This window comes from Rothia sp. HMSC069C10 (assembly GCF_001812205.1).
Lineage (GTDB): Bacteria > Actinomycetota > Actinomycetes > Actinomycetales > Micrococcaceae > Rothia > Rothia mucilaginosa.
Genome location: NZ_KV808301.1, coordinates 223,915 through 245,224, shown reverse-complemented (window position 1 = coordinate 245,224; position 21,310 = coordinate 223,915). Strand labels below are relative to the sequence as shown.

Sequence of the window (21,310 nt, the reverse complement as noted above, 5' to 3'; positions counted from 1 at the left end):
ACAACACTGCTAGAAACTCTCTGATGAGGGGAAACCCGCCGGCGGTCGGGGTTGTCAACCTTCGGGAACACCTCGGCCGCGACACAGCCTGAACACAGCTACGTGCCGTAGCATAAAACAGCTAAACCTATACCTGTAAACTGTTCTGTGGCACACGGGCACTCACACGCCCCACTCTCACAGAAAACCCCAGAGGATAACACTATGACCAAACGCTCTAAGCTCACTATTTTCGGTGCCAGCGCGGCTGCTCTCGCGCTCGCCCTGTCCGCATGTGGCGCGCAGTCCAGCGGCGGCGACCTGTCTAAGGTGCAGTACACCCTGAAGAACGCGACCGCTGAGCCTGAGGCGTCCTTCGCGACTCCCTTCGCCGCTTCTAGCCCCTCCGCGTACGTGATTGAGGAAGGCAACGGCGACTCCATCAACGATGGTGACTACGTGCTCGTTGAGGCTGCCGTGTTCAACGGCACCGACGGCAAGCTTAACGGTTCCACTTACTCCAGCGAGCCGATTCTGCTGCCGATTAACGATCAGCTGAAGCAGGCTGCACCGCAGGTGTACGAAACCCTGAAGAAGATTAAGGTTGGCGGTTCTTTCTCGTACACCACCAACGTTCTGCAGCAGCGTAGCACCGCGGGCGTGACCACTACGACCGCATCTCCGGGTGCCGCAACTAACGTTGAGGTGTACACCGTGAAGACGAAGCTGCCCAAGTACGCAACCGGTAAGGCTGTTGAGGCTGACCCGTCGCTGCCGTCCTTCACTCTGGATGAGTCCACCGGCAAGGCTGATATTAAGCTGCCCGACACCAAGCAGGAATACACTGAGCTCGTCTCGAAGAACCTCATTGAGGGCGAGGGCGCCGAGGTCAAGGAAACCGATACCGTGTACGTGCGTTACATTGGCGTGCAGTACTCCGACGGTAAGGTCTTCGACGGCAACTATGACGCTTCCACCCCGATGGGCCTCTCCCTGCAGGGCGTTATCAAGGGCTGGACTCAGGGTCTGAAGGGCAAGAAGGTCGGCTCCCGCGTTGAGCTAGTCATCCCGGCGGATTTGGCGTACGGTAACGACACCGGCGGTTCCAAGCCTTCGGGCACTCTGGTGTTCGTTGTTGATATTCTGGGCGCGGAGGAGAACCCGCAGACCCTGCAGCGTGCTCAGGCGGCTTCTAGCGCAGCTGCTGCGGAGGCGTCCGCTTCGGCAACCGCTGAGGCTTCTGCGACTGCGACCCCGGCGGCTACCGCTTCGGCTACCGCACAGTAGCCCGGCAACCACATTTTTATATAGTGTTTTATACAGCGCTCGCCGCTTATCCTGTATGGGCGGCGAGCGCACCCACTATTTCGATTCATTTCGAACCAATCAAAGGAGACACCCATGTCTTTCGGTCAGCGTAACCTCGACCGCGAAAAGCCCGAAATCGATTTCCCCGAGGGCGACGCCCCCACCGAGCTGGTCATCACCGACCTGATCGAGGGTGCAGGCGCTGAGGTTGTTCCCGGCTCCCGCGTGCTCACCCACTACGTTGGTGTGGCATTCTCCACCGGTGAAGAGTTTGACGCGTCCTGGAACCGTGGCGAGCCGCTGCCGTTCCAGGTGGGCGTTGGCCAGGTTATCCGCGGTTGGGATGAGGGTCTGCTCGGCATGAAGGTCGGCGGCCGTCGTCGCCTGGAGATTCCCGCCGACATGGCGTACGGTGACCGCGGCGCTGGTTCGGTCATTAAGCCCGGCGAGTCCCTGATTTTCGTGGTGGACCTGCTGGACGTCCGCTAAGGATTAGCAAGGTTCTCGCGTTTTTCGCGCTTCTCACGTAAGACGCGCAGAGACGCGCAGCCCGGTGCTTTCTCCCGCTGGTGGGAGGGGCACCGGGCTTTTGCGTACCCGCGTATTCCTCCCGCAGCCACCCCCTGCACTGATCCGCCCCATACGCTAAGTAAGTGCCGCGGAACACACACGGTATGATGGAATCATGTCCACCGCAGCTCAGCTTTACATGACTCTTCACCGCCTCGCCACCGCCGCCGAGGCACGCGACACCGCAACCCGAACCCAGGGCATCAGCCGCAACGAGCTACTGACCCTGCTCGGCATTAGCACGCGCGCTAACGGCTCCCTCAGCGAGTCCCAGGAACGCGCCTTTGAACGAGCCAAGCAGACCCTGCGGGACGCCGGCGCGCGCATCACCCACGTGACCACGGATCTGGGGGAGCGCTACCGCCTCGAACCCAGCGACGCCGCAAAGCTGCCCGCCTGGAACCCCACCGCCGAGGAGTTCCGCCTCATCAACACCATCCTGCGCGGCTGGGAAGGCACCGAACTGCAGGATGACGCCTACCGCATCCTGCGTAAGATTGCGCTGACCAGCGAGAACCTCACCGATGAGGCGCTCGCCGCCGCGAAGATCCTGGAGCCGAAGACCGGCAAGCGTCAGCGCGCGAAGAACCTGTACACCTACCGCGAGCCCCTTCAGCGCATTTACTTTAGCGATAACCCGCACCTGAATGAGCTGTTTACCGCCTATGCGGAGCGTAAGACGGTCACGTTCACCTATCAGACGGCTGCCGGTGCGACCCGCACGCAGGAGAAGGTCAGTGTTGCCGGTATCGGTTACCGTTACGGCACCTGGTATTTTGTCGGCTACTACACCGAGAGCGCGGAGCGTAAGGAGTACACGTTCCGTGCCAGCCGTATTCAGAAGCTCACGATGCTTTCACGTATCGATTCGACCCCCATCAATGCGACGTTTAAAGCCAAGAACTGGCTTGAAGACATTAAGGGCTACGAAGAGAGCCTGATTGTTGCCGAGGTCAGCGCCGATTCTACGCTGTCGGAGCCCTTCACCGTGCCCTCGTACGGCACGATTGATAGCGCTGTGGCGGCGACCAGCTACAGCTGTGTGATCGAGCCGCCCGAGGAATCGGAGGCTGCCTCTACCCGCCAGCGTGACAGCTACGCCGCCCAGCAGCAGCTATTGCGCACCCTCACCGACCTGCACAGCGGCGCAGTTGAAGACCCCGGCACCTGGGCGGATATCAACCAGCGCAACCGCAACAACTCCCTCGACGACCTTGTTGACCTGCTCCTGGGTCTGCACCGTGCCGACCGCTGGGCGAGCGCCCACGATGAGGCGCCCATGCCGTTGAATCAGCTCAACGCCCTCTACAGCGTGGACACCGAGAAGAACCGTGCCCTCGGCAAAACTATTGCCGAGATTTTCGCGCAGGCAGACACCGTACCCTTCGAGTCTGATCCCAAGGACCCGGACGCCCTCAAGCCCACCTACATTAACCTACTGCCGGACTTTGACGGCGCCACCCCGAACACGCTACTGAACTACGCGCGCCTCACCGACACTGAGCTCGCCATTCTCGTCTTCACCCTCTCTGCCGCAGATATTCTGCACCCGGCGGATGCGCGCCTGGGCAGTATCCGTGCGGCGCTCGCCGCCGCGTACCCGAACGCGCCCGTCTATGCGCAGCACCTGTGCTTCGCCCCCGAGGAGCCTCTGTTGCAAGAGGCGACTGCCGCCCTGAGCAGCGGCAACGCCGTGACCATTGGTTACGGTGAGCGTGCCGCGGACCGCCTGGTGGACCCGTATGCGTTGGTGTTGCACCGCGACCACATGTACCTGCATGCGTGGTGCCGTACCGCTGAGGAACGCTACTATGCCGCGCGTGGTGAGCAAGTCCCCGAGTACGTACCCGAGGCTTTTGCTCACGCAGCCACCGGCGAGGCAGGAAACAGTGAGACTGCCGACAGCCAGGCGGGAAACAGCGAGGTGGCGGATTATGAGGCAGGGGAGAAGACCCCCACTTTCTGGCGTAACTTCCGCCTCACCCGCATCAACCACATCCACGAGGCGGGTGCGGGTCGTGCCCACCCGGTCACCGGTGACACCGTCCCGCATTGGCACGCGCAGCAGCACAGTACTCAGACCAACCCCTTTGCTGAGTTGCGTATTCACCCGACCGAGCATATTCCCAGCGGCGAGCCGCTCGATACTCTCACCGCAACGTACATGCGTCGAAGCACCCACCACGTGAAGAAGGCTTCACGCACCCAGTACGTGCGTATTCACTACTACAACAACGCCCACGGCGCTGGCGATAAGAACATCCTCGACACCGTCATCGCGCACCGAGGTGCCCTCGAACTGGTCGGTCCTGCGCACCTGCGCGCGGCGTTGCTTGACCAGTTGCAAACCCTCAACGCGAGCAGCCGCAGGGGTGTGCCCGCAGAAAAATAGAACTTCACCCACAAGCAAAAACACCCTAAAAACCCATCTAAGGCGCCAAAACATTAACCTAAAACTTGTATAATGGTGCTCATGTCTTGGTGGTTCTGGATTTTGCTATGGGGCGCGCTCATCATCTGCTCGCTCCTCTATTTGGCATGGTTCACCTACAAAGCACTCACTCGCGGTTTCACACTCCTTGACGAAACCGTAACCTGGGTCGAGTCAATCGAGGGACAATTCGACGCAGCGCAAGCGAACGCAAGCCGAAAACTCCCACGAGACACCACCCTCGGGGTATTCACACCCATCACCGAGGCATACAATAACTACGAACAAGGTAAGCAGACACGCAGGTCTGAGCGGATCAAGCGACGGGTCTCCCGACGAGATCGACTCGGCCAACCTCAAAACATCGGAGACCTGCTCTAACAGAAAGGCACACCACCATGGGCCAGATTTTCAGCCACCCCGCGACCATCATCGTCGTTATCCTCCTCATCGTCCTGCTCTTCGGCGCACCCAAGCTGCCCGGCATGGCACGCAGCCTCGGCCAGTCCATGCGCATCTTCAAGACCGAAGTTGAGGGTCTGAAGAACGACTCCAAGAAGGACCCCCGCGAGAAGGACGGCGAAGAGGTCGTCACCGCTGAGGTCGTAGACAACGGCAAGGACGGCAAGACCGAAACCAAGTAACGGTCCCGCCACCGATGCACCAAACCCGTGCCAGCCCACCGGCCGGCACGGGTTTTGCGGCACCACCCCATAAACACCCCACCAGACCCCCTCAGCCGAATCACACACGGCACCGACACCCAGAGGACACCACGTGGCAACACCCGACCAGGACGTGCGCAACCGCAAAATCAATCCTGAAGCACGCATGGAACTCAAGGAACACCTGCGCGAATTCCGCGACCGCCTCATCAAAGCGGCTATCGCAACCATCATCGCAGCCATCATCGGTACGGTCTTCCTCTACCAGCCTTTCATCGAAATGATCTCTGCACCCCTGCAGCAGATCAACGCAGAAACCGGCCGCAACGCAAACCTGAACTACGGTAGCGTCGCATCTCCTTTCGACCAGCTGCTGAAGGTCGGTATGTACATCGGCCTGGTGATCGCCTCTCCCGTCTGGCTCTACCAGGCGCTGCGATTCCTGCTTCCGGCACTGCACACCAAGGAGAAGAGGTATCTCTTCGGCTTCCTCACCGCATCTATTTTCGCGTTTGCCTGCGGTGTCGCCATTTCGTACTTCACCCTCCCCGGCGTGGTCTACGCACTGCTGAAGTTCACCCCCGTCAACGAAAGTAACTACATTGACGCGGGCGTGTACATCTCCTTCATCCTGAAGTTCGTTGTGACGTTCTCCTGCGCGTTCATCATCCCTGTGATTCTGGTCGGCATTAACATGCTGGGCCTGATTCGCGGTAAGACCATCCTGAAGTCTTGGCGTTGGGTTGTTGTGCTCGTTGCGGTTATCGCAGCGCTGACTGCACCCGGTAGCGACATCATGATGATGTTCGTGCTCATGGCGCCGCTGCTGATTTTCTTCTTCGCAGCAATCGGCATCTGCATGATCAACGACAAGCGCCGCGACCGCAAGCTTGCCAAGCTGGCGGAGGGTTCGGATGAAGCAAGCCTGAACACCGCAACCAGCAGTGAAGACCTGGCGAAGATGGGTTACTTCGAGGACGAGAAGACTTCCTAAATTGAATAGCTCGCTTTGATCAACCTAGCCGAAAGGGGCGGGGTACAGAGAACCTGTACCCCGCCCCTTTCGTATGTTCCGCAAAAGCGTCTCGAGGCGCACAGACGAATTTTTACAACGCCCGCCGGTACATCCCGGCAGAAACTGAGCATAAACTGCGCCGAAACCGCGCAGCCGATGCGCTCGCTGTTCGCCCATACCGGATTAGTGCCCGTGCAGGATGCTTTCTGAAGGCTCGCGGCGGGCGAACCGTTACACTGGACATACTATGAGCAAGCACCACGCACAGCACACTTCTGACACACACACTTCTAACGCTTCTAACGCACAGACCCCGGCGGAGCAGACCGGCACCGACTACGCTGCCGCCTACGCCGCATCCCGAGAACGCGCCGCATACGCGAAGACCGTCCTCGGGGCTTTTGAGGCGTCCCTTGATTTTCCGCTGGATGATTTTCAGCGTCAGGCGTGTGCCGCCGTGGAGGCGGACCGCTCCGTCCTCGTTGCCGCGCCTACCGGTGCCGGTAAGACCATTGTGGGTGAGTTCGGTATCTACCTGGCGTTGCGCCGCGGCATGAAGGCGTTCTACACAACCCCTATTAAGGCGCTGAGCAACCAGAAGTACCACGACTTTGTGCGCGCGTACGGTGAGGATTACGTGGGTCTGCTCACCGGCGATACGAGCATTAACACGGAAGCACCCGTGGTCGTGATGACCACCGAGGTGCTGCGCAACATGCTCTACGCCAACTCGACCACGCTGACCGGCCTGGGCTATGTGGTGATGGATGAGGTGCACTACCTGGCGGACCGTTTCCGTGGCGCGGTGTGGGAGGAGGCGATTATTCACCTTCCCGAGCATGTGAACGTCATTTCTCTGTCGGCTACGGTGTCGAACGTTGAGGAGTTCGGCGCGTGGCTGGATACGGTGCGCGGCGGCACGGACATTATCGTTTCCGAGCACCGCCCGGTACCCCTGTGGCAGCACATGATGGTCGGTCACCGCGTGGTGGACCTGTTCGTACCCGAAGACAACTCCGCGCAGGGTAAGAACCAGGAGCCGGAGGAGAAGCTCTCCCGCAAGCAGGCGAAGAAGGCACAGAAAGCTAAGCAGCGCGGCGCAACCGTGGAGGCGGGCGCCAACCCTCTGCTTGCCGGTCTGCGCCTGAACCCGCAGCTGAAGGCGCTACGCCCCGGCTTCCGTTCCGCACCGGGCCGCGGACGCTACGGCGGCAAGCGTGAACGTTTCCGTCACCGCCGTGAAGGCTGGCTGAATGAGACGTTCAGCAGCGGCGAGCGCGGCCGCTCGGACCGTCGTGATCGTTTCAGCAACGACCGGGACTTTGATGCGCGCGGTGAGCAGAAGCCTCTGCGTCCGCAGCGCATCACCCGCCCGGAGATGGTGCGCGCCCTCGACAAGCAGGGCCTGCTGCCCGCAATCTGCTTTATCTTCTCCCGAGCCGGTTGCGACGGCGCGGTCAGCCACTGCGTATCCGCCGATATTACGCTGACCACCCCCGAACAGCAGCAGACCATCCGCGCCTACATTGCGGAGGCGACCGCTCACCTGGATACCCGCGACCTGAACACCCTCGGCTACTACGAATGGCGTGACGGCCTGATTCGCGGTATCGCCGCGCACCACGCTGGTCTGCTGCCCCTGTTCAAGGAGGTCGTCGAAACCCTCTTCGCCCAGGGCCTGATCAAGCTGGTCTTCGCCACCGAAACCCTCGCACTGGGCATCAACATGCCCGCACGTACCGTGGTTCTGGAGAAGCTCACCAAGTACAACGGCGAATCCCACGTAGACATCACCCCCGGCGAGTACACCCAGCTGACCGGACGCGCAGGCCGCCGCGGCATCGACATCGAAGGCCACGCCGTCGTCATGTGGCGCCCCGGCCTATCCCCGGAGCACGTGGCGACCCTCGCCTCCACCCGCACCTACCCGCTGAACTCCTCATTCCGCCCCACCTACAACATGGCGGCGAACCTCATCGCCTCCTACGGTGCTGAGCGCACCCGCAAAATCCTGGAATCCTCCTTCGCACAGTTCCAGGCAGACAAGTCGGTCGTGGGCGTCGCCTCCCGCGTACGCAAAAACGAAAGCGCCCTAGAAGGCTACCGCGAAGCAATGGCATGCCACCTGGGCGACTTCACCGAATACGTCCAGCTCAGCCGCCACATCGCCGAACTGGAAAAGAAAGCGTCCAAGAGCAACGAGCGTCACGCCCGCGCCCAGGCACACCACAGCATCCAGCAGCTGCTACCCGGGGACATCATCTACATTCCGCACGGCCGCTCCCGCGGCTACGCAGTCGTCATCACCCGCTCCGATTCGCACGCCGACCCGCGCATCGGCATCGTCACCGAGGACGCGCACCAGCGCACCGCCTCAACCCGCGACTTCGAAGGCGCCGTCGAACCGGTCTCACGCATCAAAATCCCCAAGCGCCTAAGCCTCAAAACCGCCAAGGAACGCCGCGACACCGCAAGCCGCATGCGCCAGGCACTCTACGACGGCCGCGCCCCGCGTGCGCTCGCGCAGCAGAACATCCCGGCTCGTCAGAACAGCATTGACGCGCAGCTGGAGGCTCTGCAGGCTCAGCTGCGTAACCACCCGTGCCACGGCTGCTCCGACCGCGCAAACCACATGCGTTGGGCTGAGCGCTGGCAGAAGCTCAACTCTGAGACGGAAGGGTTGCGCCGTCAGATTGCCCGCCGCACCAACACGATTGCGCAGGTCTTCAACCGCATTGCGCGTCTGCTGGAGAGCTACGGCTACGTCGAACGCACCGAGGATAACGAACTGTCGCTAACCACCGGCGGCCAGGCTCTGCGCCGCATCTACGGCGAGCGCGACCTACTGACCGCCCTGTGCCTGGACGCGCACTTCCTCGACGGACTGGAGCCCGCCGCCATCGCGGCAACCGTCGCCGCACTGACCTACCAGGGTAAGCGCGACGCCGTGGAATACCTGGCTCACTACCCGCACCCGTCCCTGCGCGCACCCATTGCGACGATTACGCAGCGCCTCGCCGACCTGAACGCAGCCGAGGAACAGTTCAAGGTCAACCCGACCCCGGCATGCGACTTCGGCTTGGTCGAACCCATGTACGCCTGGGCGAACGGCGCACACCTCGCAAAGGCAATCGAGGACACCGGCCTTGCCGCCGGCGACTTCGTACGCTGGGCAAAGCAGGTACTGGACGCCCTGGACCAGATTGCGCACATCCGTTCACTGGACCCGGTCATCCGCGCCCGCTGTGAAGAAGCAATCGAGGCGGTACGCCGCGGCGTAGTCGCACTCGACGTCTAACCGCACCTTAGTGCTACACCGTACATAGTGCTACACCCTGCCCGACCGGTTCCGCCCGACCGGATCGGGCCACCACCCCCGCAACTGTGCATTGTTCTACACCATCTAAGTTCCGCCTCATCTAAGGACGAACGAACTACCACAGGCAGCGGGGGTGCTTCTATACTCAAATGAGACGCTCAGCTAAGCTACGCGAGCACAAGCGAAGTGCCCGCCCCCGTGTGCGCTTTCGGCGCGCCTCAAAGGTGAAAGGAATCTAATGTCTACCCGTATTTTCGTAGATGGTAGCGTGTACAGCCCTGTCGACCCGTACGCAACCGCAATGCTCGTCGAAGACGGCTTCGTCCGCTGGGTTGGTTCCGACTCCGGGGCGCGTTCAATTGCCGACGAATCAGCCACCATCACCGAACTCGACGGCGCCCTACTAACCCCCGCCTTTGCACGCGCACTGGCACCGGTAGCAGGCAAAGAAGCACCCGAAATCCTCGACTACCTGCAGGCATACCGCGCAGCCGGCTACCACACCCACACCCTACTCGCCGGCATGGAAGACGTCCCCGACCTCGTCTCCGCACTCAGCTACTACAGCGCCGAACACGGCGTACCCGACATCCGCCTCATCCTCAACGCCACCGGCGTAGAAACCGACGAACTCATCAGCGCCATCAAGGCACTACGCCCCCTCACCGAAGGCGAACGCGCCATCAAAGGCCTGCAGCTAGTCGGCATCTTTGTCACACCCACCGAAGCGCCCGCAGCAGCACAGGTCGCCGAAGACGCCGCACTCCTGCTCTCCATCGACGCATCCACCAGCTTTGCCGACGCAGCCGACGCCGCGCTCGCCGTACGCGAGAGCCGCCCCTGGCTCTCCATCCGCCTCGACGCAGCAATCAGCACCCCGCAGGACCCCATCACCGACGAATACCTCACCCAGCTGGCAGAAGCACGCATCAACCTCGGCCTCAGCGTTTGCGAACCCGAAGAAGACGAAACCGCCAACGACACCGTCCAAGCACTCCTCGCACACGCCGGGGGAGAAGCACGCGAATCTGTGGCATCCGTAGCCCGCCGCGCAAACGCAGCCGGCACCTCCATCGCGCTGGGCTCTGATGCTCAGCTGTACGCACCCGGCGCCTGGTCCCTCATCCGCGAACTCGTCAACAACGAACACGGCATCTCCGCACGCAGCGCTTTCGCCGCCCTCACCCGCGGCGTATACCGCCTAGCCCACGAAGAAAACCCCTTCACCGGCCAGTTCGCACCCGACACCCCCGCATTCGTAGCACAGTGGCGCGTAGAAGCCCTCATGGTCCAGGCACCCGACTCCCGCGTAGCATCGTGGAGTACCGACCCTCGTGCTCGCATTCCGCTGCTTCCGGTGTTGGATGAAGATTCGCCTCTGCCCATCCTGGAATCTATTTACACTGAAAGTAACTAATTTTTAGCTTGTCAGAGGCTTTTTAAGGGGTTTCAACCCCTCAATAATTCATTGATTTAAATGTTTACCCGGTATACTGGACATCTACCGGCCTGTTTTATATGCACCTGTGAGGGAGTAATATGCGCGTTCTAACTGTCATCCCGACGTATAACGAGAAGGAGAACCTGCCCATCGTGGTGGAGCGTCTTCGCAAGGCGGCTCCCGAGGTGGACATTCTCGTGGTGGATGATAACAGCCCCGACGGCACCGGCCAGATTGCTGATGAGCTGTCGGCTAAGGATTCCCAGATTCACGTTCTGCACCGCACCGTTAAGGACGGCCTGGGCGGCGCATACCTCGCTGGCTTCGATTGGGGCCTTGAGGCAGGCTACGACGTTCTGATTGAGATGGACGCTGACTGCTCGCACCAGCCTGAGCAGCTTCCTTCTCTGGTTCGTGCTGTGGAGGCGGGCGCTGACCTGGCTATTGGCTCGCGTTACGTTCCCGGCGGCAAGACCAAGAACTGGCCGGCTCACCGCCAGGTTCTCTCTCGCGGCGCTAACCTGTACACCCGCCTGATTCTGGGCACCTCCATCAAGGACATTACCGCTGGTTTCCGCGCGTACCGTCGTGAGGCCCTGCAGCGTCTGAACCTGGACGGTATTGACTCTAAGGGCTACGTGTTCCAGGTTGATCTGGCGTGGCGTTCTGAGCAGGCTGGCCTGAATATTGTTGAGGTTCCGATTACCTTCGTTGAGCGTGAGATTGGTGCTTCGAAGATGGACGGCAACATTATCTTTGACTCCATGTCTAAGGTGACTCGATGGGGCATGACTAACCGCATTCAGAAGCTGAAGAAGGCTCTGGGCAAGTAATCGTCCCTCGCTCTGAGACTTATACGAAGGACCGGGGCAGATACATAAAAGTATCTGCCCCGGTCCTTTTCTGTTTTCTCTGGCGCTCTTTCCTGGCTCACGTACCAACGGGAAGCCAGTGCCGAAAAAGCGGAGAAGCCCGCTCAGAGCGCAAGTGGCTCTTAGCGGGCTCCTGAAGCGTTTCTACGGCATGTCTACGGTGCTTTTAGAGCGCGTAGTGCTTGCGGTAGTATTCCAAGCGGTCTTCCAGGGTCTTTTCCAGCTCTTCGATGCTGCGGCGTTCCATGAGCATATCCCAGTGGGTACGTGCGGGCTTCTCTTCTTCGGCCTCTGCGGTGGAGTCGCCGTTGACGAGGTATGCTTCCTTGCCGGACTTTGCGGTCCATACCGAGGGGATTTCTGCTTCTGCCGCGAAGGTCACGAAAACGCGGTCACCGTCAGCGGTACGGTATTCGACGCGCTGGCGGGGCGCGGGCTGTACGTTCGATTCGGTTTCCATCGACTGGGAACCCAGGCGCATACCGCGCAGGCTACGATCGCTCATTTTTCCTCCAGTGTCGTCGGGTGCGCTCTTTGGCGCTTTAGGCATAACGTTGGGCGGGGGAGAGCTATTCCCTCGAACGTTTACAAAACATCCATTATATCGGTAATAGTCTCCACCCGCCCAACGTGGTGGTGTTTATTCGGCGTGATTTTTGGTGATTCACGCTTTTTTATGCGTTAGATTTCGCGTTTAGCCGTTGATGCCGTAGCTTCCGGGTGCCTGCGGGGCGCTCTTGGGTGCCTCTGCTGCGGGCTTCTTGGGCGCGTCCGCGAGGTCGGATGCGGGCAGGGTGCCGAATGCGTTGCCCAGGCCGCGCAGTGCATCGCCGAGTTCGGTCGGGATGAACCAGAGCTTGTTTGCGTCGCCTTCGGCGAGCTTGGGCAGGGTCTGCAGGTACTGGTAGGTGAGCAGCTGCTGGCTGGGGTTGGATTCGTGGATTGCGGCGAAGACCTTCTGCACGGCTTCGGCTTCACCGTTTGCGCGCAGGATTGCGGACTGTGCGTCACCTTCTGCGCGAAGGATCTGTGCCTGCTTTTCACCCTCTGCACGCAGGATAGCGGCGCGGGATTCACCTTCTGCGGTCAGAATGTCAGACTGCTTCTGGCCTTCTGCGGTGAGGATTGCGGCGCGGCGGTCACGCTCTGCACGCATCTGCTTCTCCATGGAGTCCTGGATGGACACCGGGGGCTGGATTTCCTTGATGTCCACGCGGGAGACGCGCAGGCCCCAGCGGCCGGTGGTGGAGTCGAGTACACCTCGCAGTTCCGCGTTGATCTGGTCGCGGGAGGTGAGGGTCTGCTCCAGGTTCAGGCCACCAACGACGTTACGCAGGGTTGCGCTGGTCAGCTCGTCCACGGCGCGAATGTAGTTGGTGATTTCGTAGGTTGCCGAGCGGGGGTCGGTGACCTGGAAGTACACGACGGTGTCGATACCAACCACGAGGTTGTCTTCGGTAATCACGGACTGCGAGGGGAAGGAAACCACCTGTTCGCGCAGGTCGATGAGGGGCAGCACGCGGTCAACTACGGGGATGACGATGTGCAGGCCGGGGTTGAGAACGGCGTGGAACTTGCCCAGTCGTTCGACGATGCCGGCTCGTCCCTGCGGGATGACGCGCACGGTCTTGGCTAGCATCGTCAGCACGAAGAGGATGAGTAGGACCGTCAGAATAAGGCTGATAGGCATTGTTTCTCCTTATCGGTGAGTTACATGGTGTGTTCTAGGGCATCTGAATTGGCATTTGGAGCCGGTATTCAGATGGGTCTTAGTTTGTTGGTCTTAGTCATGGGGGAGAGGCTCTACGATTGCGGTAGCACCCTCAATGGCTCGTACCCTCGCGTGTGATCCTGCTACGAGCGTTCCGGAGGCGGTGCGCGCCGTCCAGGTATCGCCAGCTAGTACCACCAAACCGGTTTCACTAGTCACATCTTGAGTGACGCGCACCTCAGCACCAACAAGTGCTTCAGCATTAGTGACAGCTCCGGTGGCTGATTTATTGAGCTTTTTCAGCAGCGGCGGGCGCAGACCAAGCACCAGAATCAGGCAAATCACCACGAAAATAACGGTTCGAATCAGCATGTTATCCACGAAGGGCGATATTGCTGCGGTGATGCCTGCGCTAATCGCCAACATGAGAAAGAACAGGTCGAGGCTGAGCATTTCTATGACGGCGAAAACGAGGGCGAGTGCAACCCAGAGTGTCCAGGGTGTCTCAAAGAGCCAATCCACGAGTTTTCTCCTTTGGTGTACATCAACCGGCGTGGTTGACGTTGGATCTGCACACGAGGCGACAGCACCTTCGTGATGCGGGGTATATCCATTATTTCAGGTGGATTGAGTGATGGCGACAGTTCTGGTGACCGAGTGAGGTTAATACATGAACTGTTAAGACTTTATTTAGATACGGGGAATCTTTGGTTCATTCTAAACCTCCCTAAAAAGCCGATAATATACATTATGTAAAGTAGACCTATTTTTCACTACCCCACCGGCTGCTCACCGGTGCTTTCTACGCTCAGGCTGGCGCGGGTCAAACCTGCGTTCCTCGCAGTGCGACTACGCTGTTCCATCCGCGGTTCTGAACTCCGCTATTCTGCGCTCCGTGCGCCTCGCACCTTTCTTTCTCAGTGCTCCGTGCGCCTTGCGTCTTCCTCGGTGCTCAGCCACGTGCTCACATGCCCCGAATCTTCGGGCTCCTCAGCGCCTCCCGTTAAATGACAGACACCCGAGACTCCACACCTTTCGGTGCGCTCTGTTCGTCTCGGGTGCCTGCCATCAATTTCTAGAGCTTTACGCTTCTGCGTGCTTTTCGCTGAACTCTACCCATGCGTTGAGCACACGCTCCGCTGCGCCGGATGCAATAGATTCGCGCGCATCAGCCAAAGCCTGAGTGAAGCGGGTCTCAAAGCTCTCCCCGTTGGTCGGGCGGTATGCCACCAGGCCAGCTGCAGCGTTCATCACCACGGCGTCGTGAATAGCGCGCAGCGGGCTCTTCGGGGCTTCGCCCTCCCCCGCCAAAATTGCACGGAAAATGCCCGCGTTGTACTCGGCGTCGCCGCCACGCAGCTGCTCCAGCGGCGCGTTCTGCAGGCCGTACTCGGTCGGGTCAAAACGGTACTCGGTCAGTTCGCCGTCAACAGCCTCCCACAGGCGGCTCGTGGTCGCGATGGTCAGCTCATCTAGGCCGTCATCACCGCGGAAAATCAGGGCGTGGTCGCCGCGCTCCGCGAAGACGTGAGCCATCTTCTCAGCCATGACCGGGTTAGCAACACCGATAGCCGAGGACTTCACGCGCGCCGGGTTGGTCATGGGACCCAGGTAGTTGAACGCGGTCGGAATGCCCAGCAGGCGGCGGGTCGGGCCCACGTGACGCATTGCCGGGTGGAAAGTCATCGCAAACAGGAACGTGATACCGGTCTCGCGAGCGCATTCGGCGACTGCGGGAATGGGCATGTCGAGGCGGATTCCGAGGGCTTCGAGGACGTCTGCGGAGCCGGATTTGGAGGTGGAGGCGCGGTTGCCGTGTTTGACGACGGTGGCGCCGGTGCCTGCGATGACGAGGGCTGCCATGGTGGAGATGTTGACGGTGTTTTGTTGGTCGCCGCCGGTGCCGACGATGTCTACGGCGTGGGGGTTGATGTCGACGGTTTCGGCTTTGGCGATCATGCCAGTTGCGAGGGCGCCGAGTTCTTCGGGGGTTTCGCCTTTGGAGTGCAGCGCGGTGAGGAAGGATGCGAGGATCGGCTGTTCGGTTTGGCCGGTCATGATGTGGTCCATTGCCCAGGCGACTTCGGTGTCGGTGAGGTTTTGGTGTTTGACGAGCTGGTTGAGGATGTATTTCCAGGTGATTTCGTGCGTAGTCATGTGTTAAGTGTAAAACCCCCGCCGCGTATCTGCATGGTTGGGTGCAGTATGCGAGACGGGGGTTTGTTTAGGCGTGTTGCACCTTGGGGTGCTTAGCGCTGGGGTGTCTTCGGTTTAGTGGAAGGAGTCACCGCATGCGCAGGAGCCTGCTGCGTTGGGGTTGTCGATGGAGAAGCCCTGCTTTTCGATGGTGTCTTCGAAGTCGATGGTGGAGCCGTCGAGGTAGGGTGCGCTCATCTTGTCGACGATGACTTCTACGCCGTCGAAGTCGCGGACTGCGTCGCCGTCGAGGACGCGCTCATCGAAGTAGAGCTGGTAGATGAGGCCGGAGCAGCCGCCGGGCTGGACGGCGATGCGCAGGCGCAGGTCGGTGCGGCCTTCCTGTTCGAGGAGGGTGCGGACCTTGGTCTGTGCTACTTCGGTGAGGTTGACGCCGTGGGTCGGCAGTTCGGTGGTGGTTTCACTCATTGGTGTTGTCCTTTTGTTTTGTTGGTTGCCCGTGTGCGCCGCGTGTGGGTGCGTGTGGGCGTTTTAGCCTTCACGATACGCGCCTGGGTGTTTGATGTACAACCTAGGGTGTGCATAGTTCGCCGGGGGCGTGAGTCTTGGTGTGGGGGCTTGACATGTAATTCTGCTTCTAGGATACCGAAAAAGTGGGGGTTGGGGTTTGTGACCCTTCTCCCCCACTTTTTGTGGATGTTCCTAGCGAGCGCGTTTAGCGGGCGCCGAGTGCGCTGAGCAGTAGCGCCTCCGCGAGGATTGCGTTCTTGAAGTCCGGGATGTAGAGGGACTCGTTGGCGCTGTGTGCGCGGGTGTCGGGGTCTTCTACGCCGGTGACGAGGATCTGTGCCTGCGGGAAGAGGTCCTTCAGGTCGGAGATGAACGGGATGGAGCCGCCCATGCCGGTCTGTACGGGTTCTACGTCCCAGGCGGCGCGCATTGCGTCGAGGGCGGTCTGTGCGCCGTCTGCGTCGACTTCGGTGGCGAAGGGCATGCCGGAGTCGACGGCGGTGTAGTTCGCCTGGGCGCCGTGGGGTGCGTGTGCCTTGATGTGTTCGGCGAGGGCGCGGTGTGCGTTTTCAGGGTTGTCGCCGGGTGCTAGGCGGGTGCTGATGCGTGCGCGGGATACGACGGCGAGGGTGTTGGAGGAGGTTGCGATGGAGGGGATGTCCATGCCGATGACGGAGATTGCCGGCTGGGTCCACAGGCGGGAGGCGACGGATCCGGTGCCTGCCAGGGGTACGGTGTCGAGGATGCCGGAGTCGTTGCGGAAGTCTGCTTCGGCGTATTCGAGTTCGGGTTCGGGGGCGCGGTGCAGGCCTTCGACGGCTACGGCGCCGGTGGCGTCGTGCAGGGTGGCGAGTAGCTGCGCCATGAGGGTGTGTGCGTCGAGCATGGGGCCGCCGAACATGCCGGAGTGGATGGCGTGGCTGCCGACGCGCACCTCGATGTCGCCGGATGCGACGCCGCGCAGGCTGGTGGTCAGTGCGGGTACGCCGGCGCGCCAGTTGGCGGAGTCTGCGACCACGATGTAGTCGGCGGACAGTTCCTCACGGTAGGTGTTGAGGAAGGAGACGAAGGAGGGCGAGCCTGCTTCTTCTTCGCCTTCGATGAAGAGCTTCACGCCGAGCTTGAAGTCCTCGCCGAGAGTTTCGTTGAGGGCTGCGAGCGCGGCGAGGTGCACGAGGATGCCTGCCTTGTCGTCTGCTGCGCCGCGGCCGTAGAGGCGGTCGCCCTTGCGGGTTGCGACGAAGGGGTCGGTGTCCCACAGGTCGAGGTTGCCGGCGGGCTGCACGTCGTGGTGGGCGTAGAGCAGGATGGTCGGGTAGCCTTCTGCGGCGGGGCGGGAGGCGATGACGGCGGGCATGCCCTGCTTTTCGGTGCCGTCTGCGGTGGTGTAGGTGGCGCGTTCGATGCGTACGTTGTTGAAGCCTGCCTTGGTTGCGAGCGCGGCGACTGCCTCGGCGCTGCGGTCTACCTGGGTGAGGTCGTGCGATTCCCAGGCGATGGAGGGGATGGCGACGAGCTCGGTGAGGGTCTGCAGGGTTGCTTCGAAGTTTTTGGTGACGGCGTCGCTGAGGGCGCTGTGGTGGGTGAATTCAGTAGTCATGTTTCTACCTTACCCCCACCTTACCCGCCGCCGCCGGGTGGTTGGGGTTGTTTCAGTTGCTGGTGTGGGCTTGTGGGGGCGGGTTTGGTGTGTGCCGTTCGGGTATGATGGGAGGGTGTTTGGTCGTAAGAAAGAGAAGGCTGAAGCGGAAGCTGTTCAGCCGCAGGTTGTAGAGGAGCCTCAGGCTCCGGTTAATCCGAAGTTCACCCCGAAGAAGGGCCGTCCTACTCCTTCGCGTAAGGAGCAGCAGGCGGCTCGTCGTCAGCCTCTGGTTGTTAATGACCGTAAGGAGGCGAAGGCTCGTGAACGTGAGGCGATGGCGAAGGCTCGTGAGCGTCAGAATGATGCGTTGATGGGTGGCGATCAGCGTTACCTGCCCGCCGTGGACCGTGGTGCGCAGCGTCGTTATATCCGTGATTATGTGGATGCGCGCCGTAACCTTGGCGATTTTATGCTGGCTGTGCTGCTGGTTCTGCTCATTGGTGGCTGGATTGCTCAGGGTGTGTCTGGTACGTCTTCTGCGGCGGCGCCGATTTATTACGGTTCCGTCTACGCAATGTATGCGCTGATGATTCTGTGGGTTGTTGACTACTTCATTTTGTGGCGCAGCCTGAAGAAGAAGCTGATTGCGAAGTTCGGCGAGGTTCAGCGCGGTTCTGGCATGTATGCGTTTAACCGTGTGATGATGATTCGTCGTATGCGCCGCCCGGTTCCGATGGTGAAGTACGGCGAGTACCCGCACTAAGTCGTTAGTGCCTTATAGGTGCTTGGGGAGAGGTCCTGAAGGTTCAGGCCTCTCCCCTATTTTTATGCCCGCTGGTCTTTACACTCTTACGCGAGAAGCCACATGTGTTTCGAGAAGCTACTTCTTTGGTGGCTTTTCGAAACACATGTGGCTTTTGGGCGTATAACCGTGGCTAGACGCCGGTACGGTTAGGCTTCGATTCGGGAGTAGAGGATCTGCCATTTGCCGTCGCGGTGTTCAAGGGCGAAGGTGTAGATTTCTTCTTCCTTGTCGCTGCTCCAGGTTTCTTGGCGGCCGTCGGGTTCTACCTCGGTGTGTTTGTCCCATTTGTGGTTGGTTTTCAGGTAGTAGGTTTGATGGTCGTCGCTCCGGGGTATGCCTTCGGGTTCGAAGTGTTCGATGCCGTCGATGACCCATCCGCCGCGCTGGTAGAGCGCTTCTATTTCCCGGTAGATTTTGAGTTCTCCGTCGTTTGATGAGGAGAGGAATTCGCGGGCTTTGCTGTAGTCGCCGGTTTGGACGCCGTAGTTGATCCATTGGTTCCAGGCGTCCATGGTTTTGAGGATGCCGTCGGGGGTCTTTGCGCGGTATCCGTTTTCGGGGGCGTTGGGTTTGGGGACGTTCTGGGCGGGGCCTTTGGCGTCTGCTTTGCGGTATTCGCCGTTGCCGGCATTGTTGCCGGCGCTGCTGCTTGGGCTGCTGTTGGTGGCAGGTGTGCCGGAGGCGGTGGATCCGTCTCCTGCAGTTGTGATGTCGTGCGGCACGCAGGCGGCGAGTAGGGTGCTGAGGCTGATGAGGGTGCCTCCGGTCAGTATTGAGCGGCGGTTCAGCATGTTGGGGTTCATGGTTGGTCCTCCACATCGTTGTAGTGCATGGTCTCCCGCTTATCTCCATTATGCGCGAGCGCGCACGTGGAACCTGTCATTGCTCCAGCCCTCTGGGTGTGTGGCCGTCTATCTTGTGGAAAGATTACGAGGGTTTCACTTTGGTGGTTGCTTCGGAATGCGCGGCAACACAACAGCAGAATCCTTCAAAAATTTCTTCATAATTACTTATCCACACCTTCGTAGCCCATAATTTCCCACTTAACACCATTATGTTTGAGTGCGAACTTAAACGTGTCATTGGTCTTATCCTCATTCACCCAGCTACGCGAACTACCGTCAGATTCAACATAAATCTCACGATCCCAGTGACGATACGCCTTCCAAAAATACGTCTCCCCATCCTCAGACCACGGCGCACCATCAGCCTCAAAATAGTCAACTCCACCAATAATCCAACCACCACTAGCATAAAGATCCTCAACATCGGCATATGCCTGCAACTCATCTTTAAACTCCGACGACACAAACTGACGAGCCATCGAATAATCACCAGTCTCAGTGCCATAGTTAGCCCATTCAACCCACGCTTTAAGGGTCTTACGCATTCCTTCAACAGACTTCTCACGGTACCCATCTTCTGGCTTAGCAGGCTTGGGTACATTCTGTGCAATGCCGTACTTATCAGCAGGGCGGTACTCCCCGTCAGGCGCCTTCGAACCACCCGAATAGCCTCGGACAGTAGACGGGGTTGCGCTCGCCGAAGGCGACTCAGATGCCGAAGCCGACTCGCTCGGCGCTACGGTTGAAGAGGCACTCGCCTCGTTACTAGCCTGCCGCCCACACGCCGCCAGCAGAGCGGACACGCCAAGGAAAGTAACACCACTCAATATTGCGCGGCGCGTAAAAATAGTGGAAGTCATAAGTCTGTAATCCTTTTTTTATCGGTGATGGATTTGTAAATTAGACGTTAGTTTTCGACTGCAGTTGTCGACTCAACAAACCAACGATCACCCGTATAACGCAACTTGATGTCCCACATATTATTGACATCATCCCCATTCTCGAAGCTCTCCCAGCTGCCGTCAGGCTCAACATACATTGCGTAAGTCCACTGCCGGTACGCACGCCAAATATAGGTCTCCCCGTCCTCAGACCAGGGCGCACCATTCGCTACAAAGTTATGAGTACCAGCAATAACCCAACCACCCTTCTGATAAAGAGATGAAATCTTCTTGCTGAAATCAATCTCTTCCTTGAAAGAAGGGCTCACAAATTTAAGGGTTTCCGTATAGTCTCCAGTTTGAATTGAGTAATTTTCATTCAAAATCCAAGCGCGAATCGTCTTCTCCAAACCAGAGATAGACTTCTCGCGGTAACCCTCTTCCGGTGCCGGGGGCTTGGGGACATTCTGGGCGGGTCCCTTCGAATCAGCAGGGCGGTACTCACCGTCAGGCGCCTTTGAGCCGCCGGAGTAGCCGCAGACAGTAGACGGAGTGGCACTCGCCGAGGGAGATTCAGAAGCTGCCGCAGATGCCGAAGCGGTCTCGCTCGGTGCGGCGGTCGATGATGCCGAGGCGGCTGCCGCCTCATTGTTAGCCTGCTGGCCACACGCCGCAAGCAGACTGGATGCACCAAGGGACACGGCGCCAGCCAACAATGCGCGGCGACTCAACACATCAGAATCCTTCAAAAATTTCTTCATAATTACTTATCCACGCCTTCGTAGCCCATAATTTCCCACTTTGTTCCGTTATGTTTAAATTCATATTTAAACGTATCATCACTTTTATCATCATTATTCCATCCACGCCAGCTACCATCATATTCAACATATATCTCGCGATTCCATTCTCGGTATGCTTTCCAGAAATATGTCTCTCCATCTTCTGACCAAGGCGGTTCATTAGCAACCATATTTTCTACTCCATCAATTACCCAACCTCCACGTCGATAAAGTTCTTCAATATCATCATATTCTTTGAGTTCGATTTCAAAAGTTGGTGATATAAACTGACGAGCCATTGAATAGTCACCAGTTTGCACGCCATAATTACCCCATTTGATCCATGCATCCATCGTCTTACGGATACCCTCAATAGACTTCTCGCGGTACCCATCTTCAGGAGCGTTAGGCTTGGGCACATTCTGCGCCGGACCGTA

At 59.4% G+C, this 21,310-nt stretch carries 19 protein-coding genes; 9 read left to right on the top strand and 10 right to left on the bottom strand.

The window, feature by feature from the left end; genetic code table 11:
- Positions 1-204 precede the first annotated feature (204 nt).
- From HMPREF2842_RS05985 to HMPREF2842_RS05945, 8 genes are all read left to right on the top strand, one after another.
- Positions 205-1,266, top strand: a complete 1,062-nt coding sequence (locus HMPREF2842_RS05985) for an FKBP-type peptidyl-prolyl cis-trans isomerase (protein WP_070643327.1) — start codon at positions 205-207, stop codon at positions 1,264-1,266.
- 114 nt (positions 1,267-1,380) lie between these two features.
- Positions 1,381-1,776: an FKBP-type peptidyl-prolyl cis-trans isomerase gene (locus tag HMPREF2842_RS05980; protein WP_005508667.1), complete on the top strand. Its 396-nt coding sequence runs from the start codon at positions 1,381-1,383 to the stop codon at positions 1,774-1,776.
- A gap of 196 nt (positions 1,777-1,972) precedes the next feature.
- The gene (locus HMPREF2842_RS05975; protein WP_070643324.1) at positions 1,973-4,249 is read left to right on the top strand and encodes a WYL domain-containing transcriptional regulator; all 2,277 of its coding nucleotides are present in this window, start codon (positions 1,973-1,975) and stop codon (positions 4,247-4,249) included.
- A 437-nt stretch (positions 4,250-4,686) separates the two neighbouring features.
- Positions 4,687-4,932, top strand: coding sequence for a Sec-independent protein translocase subunit TatA (gene tatA, locus HMPREF2842_RS05965; protein WP_005506024.1), 246 nt, complete (start codon positions 4,687-4,689; stop codon positions 4,930-4,932).
- Positions 4,933-5,065: 133 nt separating this feature from the next.
- Positions 5,066-5,947 (top strand): twin-arginine translocase subunit TatC, encoded by an 882-nt coding sequence (tatC, locus tag HMPREF2842_RS05960; protein WP_070643319.1) that lies wholly within the window; start codon positions 5,066-5,068, stop codon positions 5,945-5,947.
- Between the two features lie 268 nt (positions 5,948-6,215).
- Positions 6,216-9,266 (top strand): DEAD/DEAH box helicase, encoded by a 3,051-nt coding sequence (locus HMPREF2842_RS05955; protein ID WP_070643311.1) that lies wholly within the window; start codon positions 6,216-6,218, stop codon positions 9,264-9,266.
- Between the two features lie 259 nt (positions 9,267-9,525).
- Positions 9,526-10,704: an amidohydrolase gene (locus HMPREF2842_RS05950; RefSeq protein ID WP_070643307.1), complete on the top strand. Its 1,179-nt coding sequence runs from the start codon at positions 9,526-9,528 to the stop codon at positions 10,702-10,704.
- A gap of 122 nt (positions 10,705-10,826) precedes the next feature.
- Positions 10,827-11,561: a polyprenol monophosphomannose synthase gene (locus HMPREF2842_RS05945; protein ID WP_070629701.1), complete on the top strand. Its 735-nt coding sequence runs from the start codon at positions 10,827-10,829 to the stop codon at positions 11,559-11,561.
- Between the two features lie 205 nt (positions 11,562-11,766).
- Here HMPREF2842_RS05945 and HMPREF2842_RS05940 read toward each other — a convergent pair whose 3' ends face one another.
- From HMPREF2842_RS05940 to HMPREF2842_RS05915, 6 genes are all read right to left on the bottom strand, one after another.
- Positions 11,767-12,105 (bottom strand): RNA polymerase-binding protein RbpA, encoded by a 339-nt coding sequence (locus HMPREF2842_RS05940; RefSeq protein WP_070616351.1) that lies wholly within the window; start codon positions 12,103-12,105, stop codon positions 11,767-11,769.
- Positions 12,106-12,294: 189 nt separating this feature from the next.
- The gene (locus HMPREF2842_RS05935; protein WP_005506035.1) at positions 12,295-13,290 is read right to left on the bottom strand and encodes an SPFH domain-containing protein; all 996 of its coding nucleotides are present in this window, start codon (positions 13,288-13,290) and stop codon (positions 12,295-12,297) included.
- Between the two features lie 93 nt (positions 13,291-13,383).
- The gene (locus tag HMPREF2842_RS05930) at positions 13,384-13,833 is read right to left on the bottom strand and encodes an NfeD family protein (protein WP_070616350.1); all 450 of its coding nucleotides are present in this window, start codon (positions 13,831-13,833) and stop codon (positions 13,384-13,386) included.
- Between the two features lie 561 nt (positions 13,834-14,394).
- Positions 14,395-15,468 (bottom strand): anthranilate phosphoribosyltransferase, encoded by a 1,074-nt coding sequence (gene trpD / locus HMPREF2842_RS05925; protein ID WP_070643304.1) that lies wholly within the window; start codon positions 15,466-15,468, stop codon positions 14,395-14,397.
- Positions 15,469-15,582: 114 nt separating this feature from the next.
- Positions 15,583-15,936: a HesB/IscA family protein gene (locus HMPREF2842_RS05920; protein WP_049347628.1), complete on the bottom strand. Its 354-nt coding sequence runs from the start codon at positions 15,934-15,936 to the stop codon at positions 15,583-15,585.
- Positions 15,937-16,183: 247 nt separating this feature from the next.
- Positions 16,184-17,578, bottom strand: a complete 1,395-nt coding sequence (locus HMPREF2842_RS05915; RefSeq protein ID WP_049353086.1) for a M20/M25/M40 family metallo-hydrolase — start codon at positions 17,576-17,578, stop codon at positions 16,184-16,186.
- A 115-nt stretch (positions 17,579-17,693) separates the two neighbouring features.
- Here HMPREF2842_RS05915 and HMPREF2842_RS05910 point away from each other — a divergent pair, with 115 nt between their 5' ends.
- Entirely contained in the window at positions 17,694-18,323 is a 630-nt protein-coding gene (locus HMPREF2842_RS05910) for a DUF3043 domain-containing protein (protein ID WP_049353087.1), read from the top strand.
- A 188-nt stretch (positions 18,324-18,511) separates the two neighbouring features.
- Here HMPREF2842_RS05910 and HMPREF2842_RS05905 read toward each other — a convergent pair whose 3' ends face one another.
- The 4 genes from HMPREF2842_RS05905 to HMPREF2842_RS05890 all read right to left on the bottom strand — a co-directional run.
- Complete coding sequence (locus tag HMPREF2842_RS05905) at positions 18,512-19,168, bottom strand: DUF6318 family protein (protein ID WP_070643302.1); 657 nt, start codon at positions 19,166-19,168, stop codon at positions 18,512-18,514.
- A gap of 203 nt (positions 19,169-19,371) precedes the next feature.
- A complete protein-coding gene (locus tag HMPREF2842_RS05900) occupies positions 19,372-20,070 on the bottom strand; it encodes a DUF6318 family protein (RefSeq protein WP_070643300.1) in 699 nt (232 codons plus the stop codon).
- Positions 20,071-20,117: 47 nt separating this feature from the next.
- A complete protein-coding gene (locus tag HMPREF2842_RS05895; protein WP_070643296.1) occupies positions 20,118-20,852 on the bottom strand; it encodes a DUF6318 family protein in 735 nt (244 codons plus the stop codon).
- Positions 20,853-20,854: 2 nt separating this feature from the next.
- Positions 20,855-21,310: DUF6318 family protein (locus tag HMPREF2842_RS05890; RefSeq protein ID WP_070643293.1), on the bottom strand; the 456-nt coding region annotated here is incomplete at its 5' end.